We start from the raw sequence: 20,001 nt of genomic DNA, 5'->3' as shown, positions 1-20,001 counted from the left end.
GTTAATAGTCAACAAACTAGCAAAACGAATTTAAACAAAAAAGCAATACTCCTGACGGAGTATTGCTTTTTTTATAAAATACAAAGGTTAAAATTATTTAATACTAAACAATCCCTCTGGTTTATTTTCGATATCATCAAAACGTTTCGTGCACTCTGCAATAATAGCAAATGCTTCGTTTACGTCTCCCCATCCTTCAACATCAACCTTTTTGTTTTCAAGATCTTTGTAAACCTGGAAGAAATGCTCGATTTCTTTTACTAAGTGTGGGTTTATGTCTGACAAGTCTGTTAATGAATTCCAGATTGGATCTGAAACAGGTACACAAATAATTTTCTCGTCTGGTCCTTTATCGTCTGCCATATGGAAAACACCGATTGGTTTTACTTCCATAACACATCCTGGGAAAGTTGGTTCAGTTACCAAAACCAATACGTCAAGAGGGTCACCGTCAAGTGCTAAAGTTTCCGGAATAAATCCGTAATCAGCCGGGTACATCATTGAAGAGAATAACATTCTGTCGAAACGCATTCTTTTAATTTCAAAATCGTACTCATATTTATTTCTGCTTCCTCTTGGTATTTCGATTAATACATCGAAAGTTGTTAGTTTGTCTGCGGTCATTTTTGTTTTTTATTAATTCTATAATTTCGGTTGCAAAAGTAACTAAAGAATCTATGTTTACAATAAAAAAACCGCTTAAATTATCTGCATTATCTTTTAAAAAACAAGCATTTAATAGGTAATTTTTCTATTTCGCTTATTTAAGTAATAATGCCAGAGCAAATAGGTCGCATAAGACCGGTAAGGACTCCACTGTTGTGCCTGAATTTCCATTTCCTGTTTATCATGAATATCCAACAATTCTTTGATGGTATTTACCACTGCGATATCTCCAAGCGGAATTAAATCGGGCTCCTGCAAACAAAACATCAGATAGATATCAATAGTCCAGTTTCCGATTCCTTTTAGCCTTATGAGTTCCTCACGTACTTGTTGCGCCGGTTTTATCGCTAAACTTTCAATGTCTAATTCTCTGCTTAAAACCGCTTCCGCTAAAATTTTGATATACAGTGTTTTTTGACGACTCACCCCAAGGGCTCTAAACTCTTCGTCAGACAAAACAGCCATTGTTTCAGGATTACAAATGGTATAGGCTTTTATTTTCAAGAATGTAGCTTTTGCCGAATCTATAGATACCTGCTGCTCGAGTATGAGCAATACTAATGTTTCAAAACCTTGTGGACGTTTTGGAATTGGGGGCAATCCGTATTTATCAATTATTTCCTGAAATATTGGATTTTTACCGGAGAGAAAATCGATAGCTTCTTGCATAAGGTGGATTTTAGCGTCTTCCAAAATTAACTAAAATTATGAATTTATTCCATACGAAAACATCGGGTCATCAAATTCCAAACGGCCTTGTTATCTTGCATTTTTTTCTATTTTCAATTATCCTGAAATATACTTTCCATAAGGCAGTTTATTTACACAATAGATAATCAATGCTGAAATAGACAAACATAAAGCACTAGTAATTGGAATTGCCAAAACCGGATTTATAAAGTCATAGTCAATACCCAAAGACACCAAAAATCGAAGAACTAAAATATGAACCAAATAAATCCCATAACTATAGGTGTTTATAAAATTGATTATCTGAACAAGGACAGGATTTGAAATTTTTGAATTTTTAAAGTAAATAAACAATCCCGCAGAAACAATTACAATATTAAAAGTCAGCCCTCCATAAAAATATTCATTAAAACGATTCTCCGCAACTGATAAAAAATAAGTGCCAAAAATGGTGACGATTATACCTAAGAAAAACAACAGTAAAGAAATTTGCTTGAGTGTTTTTACATCATATTTAAATGACTTAATTGACAAATAATACCCTAAGATCAGATAACCCAAAAAACCGGCAAAATAGGTGAAATCAACATTAATTCGAAATTCACGAAAAATAGGCTGATTTAGAAATAAAGTAAAAACCCAGATCGCTATAAAGTACAGTATCTCTTTTTCATTGGCATTCTGAACCCATTTACTTAGGATTGGCATAAAAAGATAGATCCCAATAATCATGTAAATATACCATAAATGAAAGGAACTTCCTGTCGCAATCAGATTAAGAGCCAGTTTACTCCCCTCTAATAATGACATCTCAGGATGCACTAAAGAGGCATCACGCAAAGCCAACAGCACATAAAAAAAACTCCAAAAGAGAAAAGGCAAAATAATTCTGGAGAACTTCTTTTTCAGAAAATCACCTAATTCGTATTTTTTGTTGAGCATTAACGCTCCGGTGAGCATCAGGAAAATAGGTACACAAAAACGAACTATGCTGTCATACACATTTCCTGTCCACCAAACAAAATTGGAGATATTCCCATATTTATAAAGGATATCACACGCTACATGAACAAAAATTACGCTAATAGTGGCTAAAACCCTAAGATTAGTTGTCCAATTTAAATTACTAGTTTCTACGGTTGTACTCATAGAAACTAAATTAACAAAAATATATTTACCTTTTACTAAAAATAAAAGCCGAACGATCCTTTTACTGCAAATTTATTTGCATCGGGTGTATTTAAGTAACTTCCTCTCCAAGAGAAATCAATTCGGAATACTTTGAATATATTTCCAATACCGGCATTGTACTCCCAATACACATTCTCCGGTGCATTATAAGGCTGCTGTGAGGCATTTATAGCTCGATTGGCATTAGATATAGTACCGTGAACGGCTTTTATCCCTACAAACTCTCTCCAGTTTAATTTCCTCATAAAAGGAACTCTGGAGAACAATCTTCCTCCAAAATCATGGTTCCATTGTAAAGTAGTATACTGATCCGTTATGAATTCATAGAAATTCAAGTTACTAAAGGTATTTTCAATCGTAAAATAAGTTTGATTCCCCGGTATTACACTCATTAATCCCAACGGAATTGTTCCGAAAGTTTTCCCGGTTTCAAGAATAATATTCGATCTTCCTAAAGGTCCGATAATAATGGGTTGCTTGTAGAACAATTGAATTTTTTCGTAGGCAAAATCACTGTCTAAAACACCTTTAAGTCCATAACTGAAATTAACAAAGAAATGACTAAAAGGACTATCAACAAGTTTTCGTTCAACACCAAAACCAATCGTTTTTCGATTTGGCATAAATTCGAATTGAATGTTTGCTTCGAATTGTTTTACCGCACTTGCTACAACTCCGGCAGGATTTGCAGTTGTTGGTAAAGTCGTATAATAATCTAAACTAAACGTTGGCGAAGCCGATTCTAATGTTCGATACGAAACACCGGCCTGGAAAACGAAATTTTTCAATGGCTCCATTTCGAAGGAAACATTGCTTAAATTGATATTCGTTAATTTTCCGTTACTGCCTGTTGTAAACAAAGCTGAGGACGCAAAACTTCTTCCTAAAATGTCATTGGTTGTGGTTAAGCTGGCGCCAATCTGCTCGATGTCCCGCCTGTTCCCTCCAGAAATAATGATTCGGTTTTTCTTATCCACCATCCATTTTCCGGAAACACCATATTTAAATTTATTATCATCAAAACCATACGCCGTGTAAGCCTGTATACGCCAAGGATCGTTTGGCCCAAAATAGGTACGACCTCCTACACGCAAACGCAAACCTTCGACTTCATTGTACCCAAAAGTAGAAAAAATAGGTCCGTAATCGAAATTTTTAAACTCGACATAACCACTTCCTAATATCGAAACTAAACTATAAAGTTGCTTGAATTTTTTAACTGTTTGCAACGTGTCAAGCATTTTATAAATACCGGCTTCGTCTTTATTTAGTTTTTCAAAACGATTTTCTTCCCAAAATTCAGGTGGACGATCATAAACCACGTTGTCTATAAAATTGACTTCTTCTTTATAAAATTTATCGGGCTTGGGAATATTAAATTTATGATTCCTGAACAGTGTGGTTCGTTTACCATAAACTCCTTTTGATTTCTCTTTTTTATTCAAAGCAAAATCAGACATCATATAGTCACGGGTTAACAGAAAAACGGAGTCATTTTGCACATCAAATTCCTGTTCGATATAAATGTCTTTTACCCAGTTAATATTGGCGCTTTTGGTAACGGCCATATTTATTTTTTTGATGGCAAAAGTGGTGTCATTTACCCAAAAATCTCCTTTAAAAGTCAGTTCATTTTTACGTCTTGGATAAAAAACAATGTTGTAACACCATTTTTTATCGATATAAGTACTGTCTTTCAACACATAGTTATACACATCAATTCCTGTTCTTGAAAGTGGGCTCGTAAAGCTCTTATCAAAGAATTTCAGATGGTTATCGTAAATATTGTAATCGGAATAAAGATCCTTTACAAAAGCCTGAATTTGCTGATTACCATTAAATCCTGACGTTTTGTTTCCGGTAATATTTTCTTTTATTTTCTTAATTTTGTTGTCCCCGTAAACATCGTACACCGATTCGCTTATAAAAATAGGCAGATAGGTTTTTCCTGTAACTTCAGAGGTATCAACGTGTTTGAATACAAACTCCATTCCTTTAAAGAGTTTGTTTTTCATGAAAGCACTGTCAATCGTATTCATATCGAATTCGACTTTTTCGTACTTCTGCATTTGATATTGATTGAACTGGTACAAACCGTTTTTACGTTTTCGCTCCCAGATTTTCCTCAAAATATCCAATGCCGGATTGTTCTTTTTGGATGTTTTTCCTGTAAAAATAACAACTTCATTAAGCGCTTCCGCTTCACTTAAAACAATCTTAAAATCATAGTTTACCGCTTTCTCTAACGTAATTTCTTTATCAGAAAATCCTGCCGAGCTCACTAGTAAAATCGTATAGGTAGTAGGGGATTCCAGATAAAAACGTCCATCTTCATTAGAAACAATTCCTGTACTTGAGCCTTTAAAAACAACATTGGCAAACGGAATTGGCTGATTAGATTTGTCTAAAACAATTCCGCTCACTTTAGTTTGTGCAGTAGCGATATTCACAAATGCAAATACAAAAAACAGGCTAAATAGAATTATTTTTTTCATCATCTGGTAAAAAAAAACTTCATCAATTAAATATGACTGATGAAGTTTTATAAGTGTTGTTTAAGAACTATTTGTACATTACTTTCTTTACTGCTTTTACAACGTCAGCTGCGTTTGGCAACCAGTCTTTTAGTAAAACAGGAGAGTAAGGTGCAGGAGTATCTGCAGTTGTAATACGTTGAATTGGCGCATCAAGGAAATCGAACGCTTGTTCCTGAACGATATACGTTATTTCAGAAGAAATACTTGCAAATGGCCAAGCTTCTTCTAAGATTACTAAACGGTTTGTTTTTTTAACAGAAGTAAGAATAGCATCTTTATCCATAGGACGAACTGTTCTTAAATCGATGATCTCACAAGAGATTCCTTCTTTAGCTAATTCATCAGCAGCAATAAAAGCTTCTTTGATGATTTTTCCGAAAGAAACAATCGTAACATCTTTTCCTTCACGTTTAATATCAGCAACTCCTAATGGAATCGTGTATTCTCCGTCCGGCACTTCACCTTTATCACCATACATTTGCTCTGATTCCATAAAAATTACAGGATCATTATCACGAATAGCTGATTTTAAAAGTCCTTTTGCATCATAAGGAGTTGAAGGTACAACCACTTTAAGACCCGGAGTATTAGCAAACCAGTTTTCTAAAGCTTGTGAGTGAGTTGCTCCTAATTGACCTGCAGAAGCAGTTGGTCCACGGAAAACGATAGGCACATTAAATTGTCCACCTGTCATTTGACGCATTTTAGCAGCATTATTTATAATTTGATCAATACCAACTAAACAGAAGTTAAAAGTCATATACTCTACGATAGGACGACAACCATTCATAGCTGATCCTACTGCAATTCCTGTAAAACCAAGTTCCGCAATCGGAGTATCGATTACTCTTTTTTCGCCAAACTCAGCAAGCATTCCTTTTGAAGCTTTATAAGCTCCATTGTATTCTGCGACTTCCTCGCCCATTAAATATATGGATTCATCGTGACGCATTTCTTCGCTCATCGCTTCACAAATGGCCTCTCTAAATTGTATTGTTCTCATATTTATATTGTATGTTGAATTTTCTGAAGAGCAAAAATAAATATTTTAAATAACTTAAAAGCATAAATTAAATTTAAAATCACAGGAACTTCACTCACGCTTTAGGTTTTTACTCTAAAAAAAATATTGAGATATTTACGAAATCGATATATTAACGTTTTTATTCTCTAAATAGTATTTTAATAACAAACTCCATTTTATTTGTTTGATTACAATTTAAAAAAACAAACTATTTTAAAACTACGCCATAAATCACATCATTTTTATCGATTATCAGACAACACAAGATTGCAAAATCCCTAAGAATCAACAAAAAAGAATGTATATTTGTTTTTGTTTTCCGATGAAAGGTCATCGAAAATGCGGAATCCTCGAAATCGTAATAGTTTTCAAAAAATATTATGCATGCATAGTATATTATTTCGATTTTAATTTCTAAATTTGTAAATGAATATTATAACTATAAACTATCATACTTATGAAAATATTAGTTTGCATCAGCCATGTGCCTGATACTACTTCAAAAATTAACTTCTCAAATGGTGACTCAGAATTCGATACCAATGGTGTACAATATGTAATTAATCCTAACGATGAGTTTGGTTTAACACGTGCTATCTGGTTCCAGGAACAACAAGGAGCTACAGTAACGGTAGTAAATGTTGGAGGTCCTGATACTGAACCAACTTTACGCAAAGCTTTAGCAATTGGAGCAAACGAAGCAATTCGTGTAAACGCAAACCCAACTGATGGTTTTTTTGTTGCAAAACAACTTGCTGAAGTAATCAAAAATGGTGGTTACGATTTAGTAATTGCCGGAAAAGAGTCTTTAGATTACAACGGAGGAATGGTTCCGGGAATGATCGCAGGAATTACAGGTTCTAACTTTTTAAACTCTTGTACCAGCATAACAGTTGAAGGTAACAATGTAAAAGCCGTTCGTGAAATTGACGGAGGAAAAGAAACTGTAAGCACTACTCTACCTTTAATTATTGGAGGCCAAAAAGGTCTTGTTGAAGAAAAAGACTTGCGTATTCCAAACATGAGAGGAATTATGACTGCAAGAACAAAAGCACTTACTATTCTTGAGCCGGTTGACGCTCCTGTAAATACAAAAGCGGTTAAATTTGAAAAACCAGCTCCTAAATCAGCAGTTAAATTAGTTGCTCCTGATAATTTAGATGAGTTAATCAATTTATTACACAACGAAGCAAAAGTAATCTAGTAATCAGTATTTAGTCACAGTTTTCAGTTAACCAACTTGAAACCTGAAACTTTAAACTTCTAAACAAAAAATAGTATGTCAATATTAATATATGCAGAATCTGCAGAAGGAAAATTTAAAAAAGTTGCTTTTGAATTAGCTTCATATGCTAAAAAGGTAGCCGAAACTTTAGGAACAACCGTAACCGCTTTGACGGTTAACATTAGCGACGTAAGCGAATTGTCAAAATACGGAGTAGACAAAGTTTTAAAAGTAAACAACGATAAATTAGCTGGCTTTACTGCAAAAGCGTACGCTGATGTAATCAAACAAGCTGCTCAAAAAGAAGGAACAAAATTAGTTTTACTTTCTTCTACAACAGACAGTATTTATCTTTCATCTCTTGTAGCGGTATCTTTAGAAGCTGGTTTTGCTTCTAATGTCGTTGGTTTACCGGTTAGCACTTCTCCTTTTCAGGTAAAAAGAAATGCTTTCTCTAACAAAGCTTTCAACATTACACAAATCGATACCGATGTAAAAGTGCTTGGTTTAGCTAAAAACTCTTACGGAATTTTCGAAAGCGCAGGATCTGCAACTGAAGAAGACTTTAACCCAACTATTGGAGACAATGACTTTGGAGTAAAAGTAGAATCAGTAGAAAAAGTAACCGGAAAAGTTTCAATCGCTGATGCTGACATCGTAGTTTCTGGTGGACGTGGACTAAAAGGTCCTGAAAACTGGGGGTTAGTAGAAGATTTAGCCGCTGTTCTTGGTGCAGCAACTGCTTGTTCTAAGCCGGTTTCTGACTTAGGATGGAGACCTCACAGCGAGCACGTTGGACAAACAGGAAAACCAGTTGCAACTAACCTTTATATTGCAATCGGAATCTCCGGAGCCATTCAACACATTGCAGGAATCAACTCCTCTAAAGTAAAAGTAGTTATCAACAACGATCCTGAAGCGCCTTTCTTTAAAGTAGCAGATTACGGTGTAGTTGGAGATGCATTTGAAATTGTACCACAATTAATTGAGAAACTAAAAGCTTTTAAAGCACAACATTCTTAGATCTCAAAATTCTCTATAAAAATATAGCTGCCTAAAAACAAGATAATCGTATCTTTGCTTTAGGTAGCTTTTTTGTTCCATATTTTTTGATTAAAATTGCACCTTTATTTTTCAATCAAAAAAAGTATTAAAATGAGGCATTAATTGCCCTTTTTTACCCACATATATGAGTCTAGTAAAACTATCCATAAAAGGAATATCATACAGTCAAACTCAAAATGGTGCTTATGCCCTTATTTTGAATGAAGTCGATGGCGAAAGAAAACTTCCCATTGTTATTGGTGCTTTTGAAGCCCAATCGATTGCTATTGCCTTAGAAAAGGAAATAAAACCTCCTCGCCCGTTAACACACGATTTATTCAAAAACTTCGCAGAAAGATTTGATATTGTAGTCAAACAAGTCATCATTCACAAACTTGTTGATGGTGTTTTTTATTCGAGTTTAATTTGCGAAAGAGACAAAATTGAAGAAATCATTGATGCCAGAACATCTGATGCGATTGCTTTAGCATTGCGCTTTAACGCTCCAATTTTCACTTACAAAAACATACTGGATAAAGCCGGAATTTATTTAAAATCAAATTCCGCAGACACCGATCAGGGTGCTCAGGAAATAGATGATGTACTGTCAAATCCGGAGACTTTTGGACGCGAAGAAGAAAGCAATCAATCCGGTGATGTTTATGCCAAACATAGTTTACAAGAATTAAACGACCTTCTGGATCAGGCAGTTTCTCAGGAAGATTATGAAAAAGCAGCTAAAATCAGAGACGAGATTTCGAAAAGATAAACATTCTGTTTAATCGTTAAACCGTTTATTTGTCAAATCGATTAAACGATGAAACAGTCAAACGAATAAGCCAACTATGAAACAATACTTAGATTTAGTACAACATGTTTTAGAAAACGGTTGTCAAAAAGGAGACCGTACAGGAACAGGAACAAAAAGTGTTTTTGGCTACCAGATGCGTTTTGATTTAAGTGAAGGTTTCCCAATGGTTACGACCAAAAAGTTACACTTAAAATCGATCATATACGAATTGCTTTGGTTTTTAAAAGGCGATACCAATATTGCTTATCTTCAGGAAAACGGAGTTAAAATTTGGGACGCATGGGCAGATTCAAATGGTGATTTAGGACCAGTTTACGGGCATCAGTGGCGCAATTGGAACAGTGAAGAAATCGATCAGATTTCTGAATTAATTACCGAATTAAAAACAAATCCAAATAGCCGAAGAATGTTGGTTTCTGCATGGAATCCTTCGGTTTTACCTGATACAAAAAAATCATTTGAGGAGAATGTAGCAAACAACAAAGCCGCTTTGCCGCCTTGTCATGCCTTTTTCCAGTTTTATGTAACAAGTCCTGATGAGACTAAAGGAGAAACAAAAGGAAAATTATCCTGTCAGCTCTACCAACGAAGTGCCGATATCTTTTTAGGTGTACCTTTTAATATCGCTTCTTATGCACTCTTAACGATGATGATCGCACAAGTTTGCGATTTGGAACAAGGAGAGTTCATTCACACTTTTGGAGATGCACACATCTACAACAATCATTTTGAGCAACTGGAATTGCAATTAACACGCGAACCAAAACCATTACCAAAAATGATTTTAAATCCGGAGATTAAAAACATTTTTGATTTTGATTACAAAGATTTCACCTTATTAGATTACGAACCACACGCCGGTATAAAAGGCAGTGTTGCTGTATAAATACAAAATCCGCTTTTTAGCGGATTTTTTTATACTACTAGTACACTATTTTCGCTTCCTGCGAAATCATTCCATTGATACGAGTCTGCTTCGGGATCATTAACATAACTTCCGTCAATTACATATTTAAACTCGTAGATCGCATCTTTAACCAAGTCGTAAGTAGCTTTAAAAGTTCCGTTTTTCAACTTACTCAAAGTACCTTCCTGGGCATTCCAATTGTTAAAATCTCCAACCACAGCTACCGCACTAGCCTCTTTAGCATCAATTGAAAATGTAACTTTACATACCGGTTTTGTTTTTACAAACTGTTTCTTCAAAGCCATAACTATTTAATTTTTAGATTAGTACACCTAAATTACACAAATTCAACTGAACATTCAACATCGGGAAAACCGATTTATGATAATATCAAAAAGGGATTCTATTTTTTTCTCTATTCCTAATTAATTCCATCTTTAATTTTGGATTTCAGATAATTAACTCTTTTAAAAATAAATAATCCATGTTCAAAATATTGTGATTTCAAAATAAATTCTAACTTTATAATCTCATTATTTTTTAAATCTTATGGAAAAAGAAGTGCACGAACAATACGAGTATGCCAGAAGAAGAATCAGACAGAAAAAAGTATTATATTTTCATTTCGTCCTTTTTCTTATAGGCAGTTTGTTTTTATTTATTGCCAATAGGTTTTTTGGATTTGGTGTTACCACTACCAATCAAAATTGGTGCGTTTGGGCGATCACAATATGGCTTTTTATATTTATACTCCATTTTATAAAAGTCTATATAACAGACCGATTCATGAATAAAAACTGGGAAAGAGAACAAATTGACAGACTTGTTGCTTTACAGCAAAAAAGAATCAGTCAATTAGAATCAAAAATAAACGAGGATACCGAAAATAAAATTTAGTTCAGAATACCATGATTATAATGATAGCGGCAGTTGCCGAAAACAATGCTCTTGGAAAAAACAATGAATTGGTTTGGCACTTACCGAATGATTTCAAAAGATTTAAAGCTCTTACAACGAACCACCATATCATAATGGGAAGGAAAACTTTTGAGAGTTTTCCAAAACCTTTACCAAACCGGACTCATGTGGTGATAACGCGTCAGGAAAACTATCAGCCCGAGGGTTGTATTGTAGTAAAAAGCATAAGTGAAGCAATCGCAAAATGCCCAAAAAATGAGGATTCTTTTATTATTGGAGGAGGAGAAATCTATACCTTGGCAATGCCTTTTGCTGATGTTTTAGAAATAACAAGGGTACATCACAGCTTTGAAGCGGATACTTTTTTCCCTGATATCAACAAAGACGAATGGCTGCTAGTAGAATCTGAAACTAATATTAAAGACGAAAAACATCTTTACGACTATACTTACGAAACTTTCGTTAAAGCATAAAATTAAAAAACATCCTCAAAACGAGGATGTTTTTAATGAAAAATGATCTCCAACTTAGGACTATTCAAGAGTAGAATTTGATAAAAATAACAATCATCTGACATAAATGATTGTTATAAAATTGGATTCGATTTTTTTGAGACACTACTCAAAAAAAAGCCTTTAACACCAAATACCACGAAGGCATTAAAGGCAAAGAAAATTAAAATTTCCAAAAACAAATTTAATCCTAAGAACGTATTGCGCTTTAAAAAGAGTATCACTACAAGAGCCATACTTTAAAAAACTACTACAAGAACAAATAAATAACAAGCACGGGGAAATTCATTTGATTTAAGTCACTAAGTTGTCAATAATCATTACAAATTCAGATTAACAACAGGACAAAATTGGCCATAAATTCTTACCCTCACAATACCCACTTACCGTGATTTTTGCAAAATACCCTTTTTTGGTTAGGGTAAAAAAACAATACGGATCAAGTTCAGAAGCTGTGGGGAAGTAGAAATTACAACGCTTTTTTCATAAAGAGAAACTATCTTTAAAACTTTTCTGCCAATTCTTTCCTATGCATAAAACACTTCACTTTCGCCTCTTCAGATAAAAATGAATTTCACAAGAAGCGAAAAGTAAATCTAAAATGAACTTACATCACTTATATGGTTTAAATACACCCTCAGTTAACCCCTACTTTGGAACCTAATCCGCCGATACTTCGCTAAATTTCTCCTTTTCTGAAACATTTGATTTACAAATTAAAAAACTGAATTACAGTTAAAGAAGATTTGTATTATATTTGCGTAAATAAAAAAAATGTCTGAAAAAATAACTCCGTATAAAAACTCTACATTAGGCAAAAAAGAACAAGTTGCTCAAATGTTTGATACGATCTCTGGGAACTATGATAATTTAAACCGCGTAATTTCATTTGGAATTGATATTAAGTGGAGAAAGAAGGTATTAAAAATAGTTTCTGATACTAAACCAAAAATCATCCTTGATATTGCCACTGGAACAGGTGATTTAGCTATTTTAATGGCACAAACGAACGCAGAGAAAATCATTGGTTTAGATATTTCAGCGGGAATGCTTGAAGTTGGAAAAAGAAAAGTAGAGGAAAAAAAATTAACAAATGTTATTGAGTTAGTTTTAGGAGATTCTGAAAACATCCCTTTTGAAGACAATCATTTTGATGCCATCACTGTTGGTTTTGGTGTACGAAACTTCGAAAATCTGGAAAAAGGTTTTGCCGAAATCCTAAGGGTTCTAAAGCCAAATGGTGTATTTGTAATTTTAGAAACTTCTGTACCGGACAAAACACCTTGCAAACAAGGCTATCGTTTTTACACGAAAAATATACTTCCACTAATCGGAAAATTATTCTCAAAAGACAATTCCGCTTACGGTTATTTATCTGAATCTGCCGCTGCTTTTCCTTATGGTGAGGCGCTGAACAATATTTTACGAAAAATTGGGTTTATAGATGTAGTGGCTATGCCTCAAACTTTTGGAGTTGCAACCATTTACTCTGCTTCTAAGAAATAGTATGAAAAAAACAGTAATCTTAATTTTATTAGCCTTATCGACAAAGGGATATTCACAATTTGCTAAAAACATGTTTAGCAAAGACCCTATTACTAACCTCGAAAACTGGCAAAAACAACGAGTCTATTTTGGTTATTACCTTGGCTTTAATAGTTTCGACTTTAAGTTTGATTACAAAAATCCCGTACAACAGGATATTCAGGTAAAAAAAACAACCGGTTTTAATGTTGGAGTTGTTGCCGATTTAAGATTGCAGGAATATATTAACCTGCGCTTTGAACCAGGCTTGTATTATACCAAGCGTGACTTGTATTACCCTCTTCCCGATAAAAAAGATTATTTGAGAGAGGTAAACAGCACCTATATTCATTTTCCATTATTGTTAAAATTCTCTGCTTTGCGAACCGGAAATATCCGTCCGTATTTAGTTGGAGGAATGTCAACAACATTGAATCTGTCCAGTAATGCAAAATCGGAAGACGATAATCACGAGCAAAAATTCAGAGTAAAACAATGGACTGCTGCTTATGAGCTTGGTTTTGGAATTGATCTTTTTACCGAATATTTTATTTTCTCGCCTTCTATTAGGGGTATGTTTGGTATTTCGGATGAATTGATTCGAGATAATCCGGGTACACCAAGTCCATGGACAGACAATATTGATTCTATGAAATCGAGAGCTATTTTAGTAAATTTCACTTTCCATTAAAACAAAACACTAACTATTTCGTTTAAACTCACTGAGAATAATTGCTGTTGCGGTAGCTACATTTAAACTTTCGGTTTTTTGCAGCTCTCCGAATCTTGGAATTGTGAGTCGGCTTGTAACTCTTTTTTCAATCTCTTCAGAAATACCGTTGGCTTCATTACCCATAATAATGATCCCGTCCTGTGGTAAATTAGATTGATAGATGTTCTCTCCGTTCATAAATGTTCCAAAAACAGGTAATTTTGTTTGTGAAAGAAACGTGTCTAAATCGACATAATTTACATTTACCCTGGTGATAGACCCCATTGTGGCCTGTACAACTTTTGGATTGTAAATATCAACGGTTTCTTTTGAGCAAATAAGTTGCTTAATTCCAAACCAATCACACAAACGCAAAATGGTTCCCAAATTTCCCGGATCACGGATATCATCTAACGCCAGGATTAAACCGGTATCGTTAATTTTGTTTTCTGATGGCATTTTGAAAACTGCCAGACAGGTATTTGGAGTCGACAAAGCACTTATTTTCTTAAGTTCCTGCTCATTGATAGGCGTGCGCTTTGAAGAATGAACGGTTTCAAAATCATTTTGCGTAGTATACAAATGTTCTAATTCAAAGTTAGATTGCAAGAGTTCCTGAATTACTTTCACTCCTTCGGCGAAAAATAACTGATTTGCAAAACGTTGCTTTTTTTGATGTAAACCTGATATAAGCTTTATTTGGTTTTTACTAACCATAAAATAATGTACTTTTGAATTAAATATTAAATAACACTTGAAAAAGAATTCCACAAAAATACTAGCATTTATTCTAATAGCAATACTTATTTGCGCTTGTAATGCTGTAAAAAGAGTTCCCGACGGGAAAAGTCTTCTTATTAAAAACAATATTCTTGTTAATGGAAAGTCTACAAATGATGAAACGGCATCTAATCAGATGTATCAAAAACCAAACGGAACTTTATTAGGATACAAATTGCGTTTGAATTTATACAACTTAGCCAATTTAAATCCGGATTCTACTTATCAGGCAAAATTCAAAAATAATCCGGGTTTGTACGAGCGCCAGTCGAAACTATTATCTGCAAAACAAGTAGACAGACTTGGGCAGTCTTTTTTATATAAAGGTATTCATGAATTTTTAAAAAATACCGGAGAAGCTCCTGTAATTATCGACACTTCAAAAACAAAAAAAACCTTATTACGTTTGAAATTTTACTATTTCAACAATGGTTATTTTAACGTAAAAACAGCCTATAACATTGACAGTATCGGGCGTAAAAAAGCCAAAATCAATTATAATATTACTACAGGTCCGGCTTATCTTTTAGATTCGGTCAGAACCTCTATTTTAACACCTGCATTAGATTCCTTATATAAAACGAACAAAGAAACCTCCTTAATAAAATCCGGAAATCAATTTAAAACTTCCGACTTTGAAGAAGAGAAAAACCGTATTACGACCTACTTCAGAAATCATGGTGCTTATTACTTTCAACCCACTTATGTGTCGTATGACATTGATACAATCGGCAAAAAGAACAAGGCTGATGTCAATTTAATTATCAGCAACAATACCATTCAGGAAAAAGATTCCAGTCGTACAGAGCCTTTCAAACTATACAAAATTAGCGATGTAAATATCTATACGGATTATTCGGCAGCCAATTCAAAAGGTCAAATTAAAGACAGTACCACTTACAACAACTTTAATTTATACAGTTACAAAAAATTAAAATACAAACCACGCGCTATTACGGACGCCATTTTTATCACAAAAGGAAGTGTTTTTTCTGATACCCGAACAACACTTTCGTCCCGATACCTAAACAATCTAAAGATTTTTAATTATCCGTCTATACAATACGAAGTCGACAAACGTGATTCAACAGCGCAATCTCTTATTGCTAATGTTTTTTTAACACCAAGAAAAAAATACAGCTTCGGCGCTACACTCGATCTGACGCATTCCAATATTCAGGATTTTGGAATTGGTGCCAGTATCTCTCAAACGATTCGAAATGTATTTAACAGAGCCGAAACCTTAGAAATTTCTGCACGTGTAAACATAGGTTCGTCAAAAGACATGGCCAATCCGAATAACAATTTCTTTAATGTTTCGGAATATGGTCTTGATATGAAATTAAATTTCCCGAGAATCTTATTGCCATTCGGAACAGAAAAAATCATTCCTAAAAGAATGATTCCATCTACCAGTATCTCCAGTGGTTTTTCGAAACAGAGGAATATAGGTCTGGACAAAGAGAATTTTACGGGAGGACTTGCTTACAACTGGTCGCCTAAGCGATTCAATACAGCGAAATTCGAATTACTTAATGCACAATTTGTACGGAACTTAAATCCCGACAATTATTTTAACGTCTATACTTCTTCTTATAATGAGTTGAACGATATTGCTAACGTCTATAATACAGATCCCACGAATTTAGATGAAAATGGGGATCTGATCATCACAAAAGGAACAACCAATTTCACCAATCAGGTTCTCAACGGACAAACTAGTCTGACCCCGTCAAATCCTGATTACAAGGAAGTGGAAAGTATCGAAGAACGAAGAGTCCGTCTGACAGAAAATGATTTTATTCTGGCCACCAGCTATACTTTTACCAAAACAACCAAAAAAGATTTAGCGGACAATACATTTTATCAGTTTAAAACAAAAATAGAAACCGCCGGGACCTTATTATCTGCTATTTCAAATATTGCAAGCTTACCTAAAAATACCAACGGTAATTACGAAATATTCAACTTAGAATATTCCGAGTATATAAAAACCGAATTTGACTATATCAAACACTGGGATTTTGGAAAAGAAAAAGTTTTGGCCGTACGAAGCTTTTTTGGAATCGCAATTCCGTTTGGCAATTCCGATTACATTCCTTTCTCGCGAAGTTATTATTCGGGAGGTTCAAATGATAATCGTGCCTGGCAACCTTACTCTTTGGGTCCGGGAAGTACAAATGCATCCAACGACTTTAACGAGGCCAATATGAAAATTGCGCTTAGTGGTGAATTTAGATTTAAAATCTTCGGAGATTTAAAAGGAGCGATCTTTGCAGACGCCGGAAATATCTGGAATGTGCTCGATAATGTCACCGATGAGAAAGCAAAATTTGACAACTTAAACGATTTAGCTGAAATTGCTTTGGGAACAGGATTTGGTTTTCGTTACGATTTAAGCTTTTTTGTTATTCGTTTAGATACGGGCTTCAAGACTTATAATCCGGCACATGAGAAGGGAGACCGCTGGTTTAAAGAATATAATTTTGGTCACATGGTTGTAAATTTTGGAATAAATTATCCTTTCTAATGCTAATTAATTCTTATTTTTGCAACCTAAAAACTAAAAACAACTATAAAAAAAATTAACAATGGCACACAACATTAAACCAGGAGTAGCTACGGGAGATCAGGTACAAGAGATTTTTAAATATGCAAAAGAAAAAGGATTTGCACTTCCGGCAGTAAACGTGACGGGGTCAAGTACTATTAATGGAGTTCTTGAGACTGCAGCAAAACTAAATGCGCCAGTTATCATTCAATTTTCAAACGGTGGAGCACAATTTAATGCTGGTAAAGGATTATCTAATGCTAACGAAAAATCAGCTATCGCTGGTGGAATCGCCGGAGCAAAACATATTCACGCTTTAGCGGAAGCTTATGGTGCAACTGTAATTTTACATACAGATCACTGTGCAAAAAAATTATTGCCTTGGATCGACGGTTTATTAGATGCTTCTGAAGAACATTTTGCAGCAACAGGAAAACCATTGTTCAGCTCTCATATGATCGATTTGTCTGAAGAGCCAATCGAAGAAAACATTGAGATCTGTAAAGAATACTTAGCAAGAATGAGCAAAATGGGTATGACATTAGAAATCGAGCTTGGTATTACAGGTGGTGAAGAAGATGGTGTTGACAACTCTGATGTAGACAGCTCAAAATTATATACACAACCGGAAGAAGTAGCTTTTGCTTACGAAGAATTATCTAAAGTAAGTCCTAAATTTACAATTGCAGCTGCTTTTGGTAACGTTCACGGTGTTTACAAACCAGGAAACGTAAAATTAACTCCAAAAATCTTAAAAAACTCTCAGGATTTCGTTCAAAACAAATTCAACACTGGTCATAACCCGGTAGATTTCGTTTTCCACGGAGGTTCAGGTTCTACACTTGAAGAAATCAGAGAAGCTATTGGATACGGAGTAATCAAAATGAACATCGATACAGATTTACAATTTGCTTATACAGAAGGAATCCGTGATTATATGGTTAAAAACATTGACTATTTAAAAACACAAATCGGTAACCCTGATGGTGCTGATGTTCCGAATAAAAAATACTATGACCCAAGAAAATGGGTACGTGAAAGCGAAGTAACATTCAACACAAGACTTGAACAAGCTTTTGCAGACTTGAATAACGTGAATACATTATAATAAAAAAGTTCCAAGTTTCAGGTTTCAAGTTTCACAACTTTGAACTTTAAACCTGAAACAACAAAAAACAACAGATATGGCTTGGTTTAAAAGACAGGAAAAAGGGATTACAACCGCTACAGAAGACAAGATGGACGTTCCGAAAGGATTGTGGTACAAATCTCCTACCGGAAAAATTATTGATGCTGACGAATTAGCAAGAAACTTATTTGTTAGCCCTGAAGATGATTTCCACGTTAGAATTGGAAGCGCAACCTACTTTGAGATTTTATTCGACAACAATGAATTTGTTGAATTAGACAAAAACATGACTTCTAAAGATCCTTTGCATTTTGTGGATACAAAAAAATATGCAGACCGATTAAAAGATGTAATGGAAAAAACTCACCTTAAAGACGCTGTGCGTACCGGAGTGGGAAAATCTAAAGGAAAAGACCTTGTAATCTGCTGTATGGATTTTGCCTTTATTGGTGGATCTATGGGAGCTGTTGTAGGAGAAAAAATTGCAAGAGGAATTAATCACGCAATCCAAAACAAATTGCCTTTCGTGATGATTTCAAAATCAGGAGGTGCCCGTATGATGGAAGCAGCTTACTCGTTAATGCAATTAGCCAAAACATCTGTAAAATTAGCGCAGCTTGCTGAAGCTGGATTACCGTACATTTCTTTATGTACAGACCCAACTACAGGAGGAACTACTGCTTCTTATGCCATGTTAGGAGATATCAATATTTCTGAGCCTGGTGCTTTGATTGGTTTTGCAGGTCCTCGTGTGGTACGTGATACTACCGGAAAAGATTTACCGGAAGGTTTTCAAACTGCCGAATTTCTTTTAGAGCACGGTTTCCTTGACTTTATCACGCCTAGAAAAGAATTAAAAGACAAGATCAATTTGTATATCGATTTGATTCAAAATAATGAAATTAGATAGTTTTAAACTTCTAAAACTAAAATCCCAAGATTTGCTTCTTGGGATTTTTTTATATCTTTAATTTAAATTTTATTTATGAAAAAAGTATTGGTTGGTTTTATCATTTGTTTACTCCTTCTAAATTGTTCTAAAAAGAAAAATACCACCAAAAACACTGCGTACGTAATTTCTAAAGAAGATAATATTTCTAACATTTCCAACAAACTAAAAAACAAAAATATTCCACCACCTCCACCAATACTCCGATGGCTAACTTATGGAACAAACACTTTTATAATTGATAAAGATTCCAGAATATATTATTTTCAAAGAAATGAAATGGGTTACATCTGTGGAAATATTTCTGAAGGAGACACAATTCCTCATTTTATCGATTTACAACCTAAGGATCTGATTGAAATACCTAATAATACAATTTCTGATTTTGTAAAATTAAATTATAAAGATGATTTTCGGAATATAACTTTTATTGCATCAAAATTAGACACTTTAAAAACTCAAAGCTATTTTGATTTAGTTAATGCAATTGAATCTACATTAAAAGACAGAGATTCCTATTTCATTCGAAGAACTACTCAGGAAGAAGACACCGTTTTAAAATACAAAAGAAACAATCATTATTACATCTCAGACGACATTAAATGGGACAAAAACAGAATCACTTTTCCGTTTATAAAACCGAAATTGAACCATCCAAATTAAAAGATTATTTTCAATTCTGTTTTGATGCTATGTCATTTCGAGGCACGAGAAATCACACAAGTAACTCCGGTCCTATTGGATGTGATTTCTCGTGCCTCGAAATGACAGGACCGCAAAAATACCAGGGTTAAAAACCTAAAAAAAATTAAGTTCCTGTTTTGTTCCTGA

The 20,001-nt window shown here is 34.3% G+C and carries 19 protein-coding genes; 12 read left to right on the top strand and 7 right to left on the bottom strand.

Annotated elements, in window-relative coordinates:
* Positions 1–93: 93 nt before the first annotated feature.
* The 5 genes from ACHRV5_RS09390 to ACHRV5_RS09370 all read right to left on the bottom strand — a co-directional run bounded on the left by ACHRV5_RS09390 (position 94) and on the right by ACHRV5_RS09370 (position 6,087).
* Entirely contained in the window at positions 94–624 is a 531-nt protein-coding gene (locus tag ACHRV5_RS09390; RefSeq protein ID WP_047772828.1) for an inorganic diphosphatase, read from the bottom strand.
* 111 nt (positions 625–735) lie between these two features.
* Complete coding sequence (locus ACHRV5_RS09385; RefSeq protein WP_395426568.1) at positions 736–1,335, bottom strand: DNA-3-methyladenine glycosylase family protein; 600 nt, start codon at positions 1,333–1,335, stop codon at positions 736–738.
* Positions 1,336–1,452: 117 nt separating this feature from the next.
* Positions 1,453–2,505 carry an acyltransferase gene (locus ACHRV5_RS09380; protein ID WP_395426567.1) on the bottom strand — a complete coding sequence of 351 codons (1,053 nt, stop codon included), beginning with the start codon at positions 2,503–2,505 and terminating at the stop codon, positions 1,453–1,455.
* A gap of 35 nt (positions 2,506–2,540) precedes the next feature.
* Complete coding sequence (locus ACHRV5_RS09375) at positions 2,541–5,042, bottom strand: DUF5686 family protein (RefSeq protein WP_395426693.1); 2,502 nt, start codon at positions 5,040–5,042, stop codon at positions 2,541–2,543.
* Between the two features lie 67 nt (positions 5,043–5,109).
* The gene (locus ACHRV5_RS09370) at positions 5,110–6,087 is read right to left on the bottom strand and encodes a pyruvate dehydrogenase complex E1 component subunit beta (RefSeq protein ID WP_047772819.1); all 978 of its coding nucleotides are present in this window, start codon (positions 6,085–6,087) and stop codon (positions 5,110–5,112) included.
* A 478-nt stretch (positions 6,088–6,565) separates the two neighbouring features.
* On the opposite strand from ACHRV5_RS09370, the gene ACHRV5_RS09365 reads away from it, so the two are divergent.
* The 4 genes from ACHRV5_RS09365 (at position 6,566) to ACHRV5_RS09350 (ending at position 10,074) form a co-directional block, all read left to right on the top strand.
* Positions 6,566–7,312, top strand: a complete 747-nt coding sequence (locus ACHRV5_RS09365) for an electron transfer flavoprotein subunit beta/FixA family protein (RefSeq protein WP_047772817.1) — start codon at positions 6,566–6,568, stop codon at positions 7,310–7,312.
* 75 nt (positions 7,313–7,387) lie between these two features.
* Positions 7,388–8,356: an electron transfer flavoprotein subunit alpha/FixB family protein gene (locus ACHRV5_RS09360; protein ID WP_395426566.1), complete on the top strand. Its 969-nt coding sequence runs from the start codon at positions 7,388–7,390 to the stop codon at positions 8,354–8,356.
* A gap of 166 nt (positions 8,357–8,522) precedes the next feature.
* Positions 8,523–9,146, top strand: coding sequence for a bifunctional nuclease family protein (locus ACHRV5_RS09355; RefSeq protein WP_047772813.1), 624 nt, complete (start codon positions 8,523–8,525; stop codon positions 9,144–9,146).
* A gap of 76 nt (positions 9,147–9,222) precedes the next feature.
* Positions 9,223–10,074 carry a thymidylate synthase gene (locus tag ACHRV5_RS09350; protein ID WP_047772811.1) on the top strand — a complete coding sequence of 284 codons (852 nt, stop codon included), beginning with the start codon at positions 9,223–9,225 and terminating at the stop codon, positions 10,072–10,074.
* 29 nt (positions 10,075–10,103) lie between these two features.
* Here the strand turns inward: ACHRV5_RS09350 and ACHRV5_RS09345 are convergent, their stop codons facing one another.
* Positions 10,104–10,400: an isoamylase early set domain-containing protein gene (locus tag ACHRV5_RS09345; RefSeq protein ID WP_230004414.1), complete on the bottom strand. Its 297-nt coding sequence runs from the start codon at positions 10,398–10,400 to the stop codon at positions 10,104–10,106.
* A 244-nt stretch (positions 10,401–10,644) separates the two neighbouring features.
* Here ACHRV5_RS09345 and ACHRV5_RS09340 point away from each other — a divergent pair, with 244 nt between their 5' ends.
* The 4 genes from ACHRV5_RS09340 to ACHRV5_RS09325 all read left to right on the top strand — a co-directional run bounded on the left by ACHRV5_RS09340 (position 10,645) and on the right by ACHRV5_RS09325 (position 13,740).
* Entirely contained in the window at positions 10,645–10,992 is a 348-nt protein-coding gene (locus ACHRV5_RS09340; protein ID WP_047772807.1) for a 2TM domain-containing protein, read from the top strand.
* An 11-nt stretch (positions 10,993–11,003) separates the two neighbouring features.
* Complete coding sequence (locus ACHRV5_RS09335; RefSeq protein WP_395426565.1) at positions 11,004–11,486, top strand: dihydrofolate reductase; 483 nt, start codon at positions 11,004–11,006, stop codon at positions 11,484–11,486.
* Positions 11,487–12,299: 813 nt separating this feature from the next.
* Complete coding sequence (gene ubiE / locus ACHRV5_RS09330) at positions 12,300–13,031, top strand: bifunctional demethylmenaquinone methyltransferase/2-methoxy-6-polyprenyl-1,4-benzoquinol methylase UbiE (protein ID WP_395426564.1); 732 nt, start codon at positions 12,300–12,302, stop codon at positions 13,029–13,031.
* A gap of 1 nt (position 13,032) precedes the next feature.
* The gene (locus ACHRV5_RS09325) at positions 13,033–13,740 is read left to right on the top strand and encodes a porin family protein (protein ID WP_047772800.1); all 708 of its coding nucleotides are present in this window, start codon (positions 13,033–13,035) and stop codon (positions 13,738–13,740) included.
* Positions 13,741–13,749: 9 nt separating this feature from the next.
* Here ACHRV5_RS09325 and ACHRV5_RS09320 read toward each other — a convergent pair whose 3' ends face one another.
* On the bottom strand, positions 13,750–14,478 hold the full coding sequence (locus ACHRV5_RS09320) for a TrmH family RNA methyltransferase (RefSeq protein WP_395426562.1): 729 nt from the start codon (positions 14,476–14,478) through the stop codon (positions 13,750–13,752).
* A 37-nt stretch (positions 14,479–14,515) separates the two neighbouring features.
* Between ACHRV5_RS09320 and ACHRV5_RS09315 the strand changes: the two genes are divergently transcribed.
* The 4 genes from ACHRV5_RS09315 to ACHRV5_RS09300 all read left to right on the top strand — a co-directional run bounded on the left by ACHRV5_RS09315 (position 14,516) and on the right by ACHRV5_RS09300 (position 19,833).
* Positions 14,516–17,071, top strand: coding sequence for a BamA/TamA family outer membrane protein (locus ACHRV5_RS09315; RefSeq protein WP_047772796.1), 2,556 nt, complete (start codon positions 14,516–14,518; stop codon positions 17,069–17,071).
* Positions 17,072–17,132: 61 nt separating this feature from the next.
* Entirely contained in the window at positions 17,133–18,200 is a 1,068-nt protein-coding gene (gene fbaA / locus ACHRV5_RS09310; RefSeq protein ID WP_047772794.1) for a class II fructose-bisphosphate aldolase, read from the top strand.
* 76 nt (positions 18,201–18,276) lie between these two features.
* Positions 18,277–19,131: an acetyl-CoA carboxylase, carboxyltransferase subunit beta gene (gene accD, locus ACHRV5_RS09305; RefSeq protein ID WP_047772793.1), complete on the top strand. Its 855-nt coding sequence runs from the start codon at positions 18,277–18,279 to the stop codon at positions 19,129–19,131.
* Positions 19,132–19,206: 75 nt separating this feature from the next.
* Entirely contained in the window at positions 19,207–19,833 is a 627-nt protein-coding gene (locus ACHRV5_RS09300; protein WP_395426561.1) for a hypothetical protein, read from the top strand.
* Positions 19,834–20,001: the final 168 nt, after the last annotated feature.

This window comes from Flavobacterium sp. FlaQc-52 (assembly GCF_044007495.1).
Taxonomy (GTDB): Bacteria; Bacteroidota; Bacteroidia; order Flavobacteriales; family Flavobacteriaceae; genus Flavobacterium; species Flavobacterium cupriresistens.
This window is presented reverse-complemented; position numbering and strand designations above follow the sequence as displayed.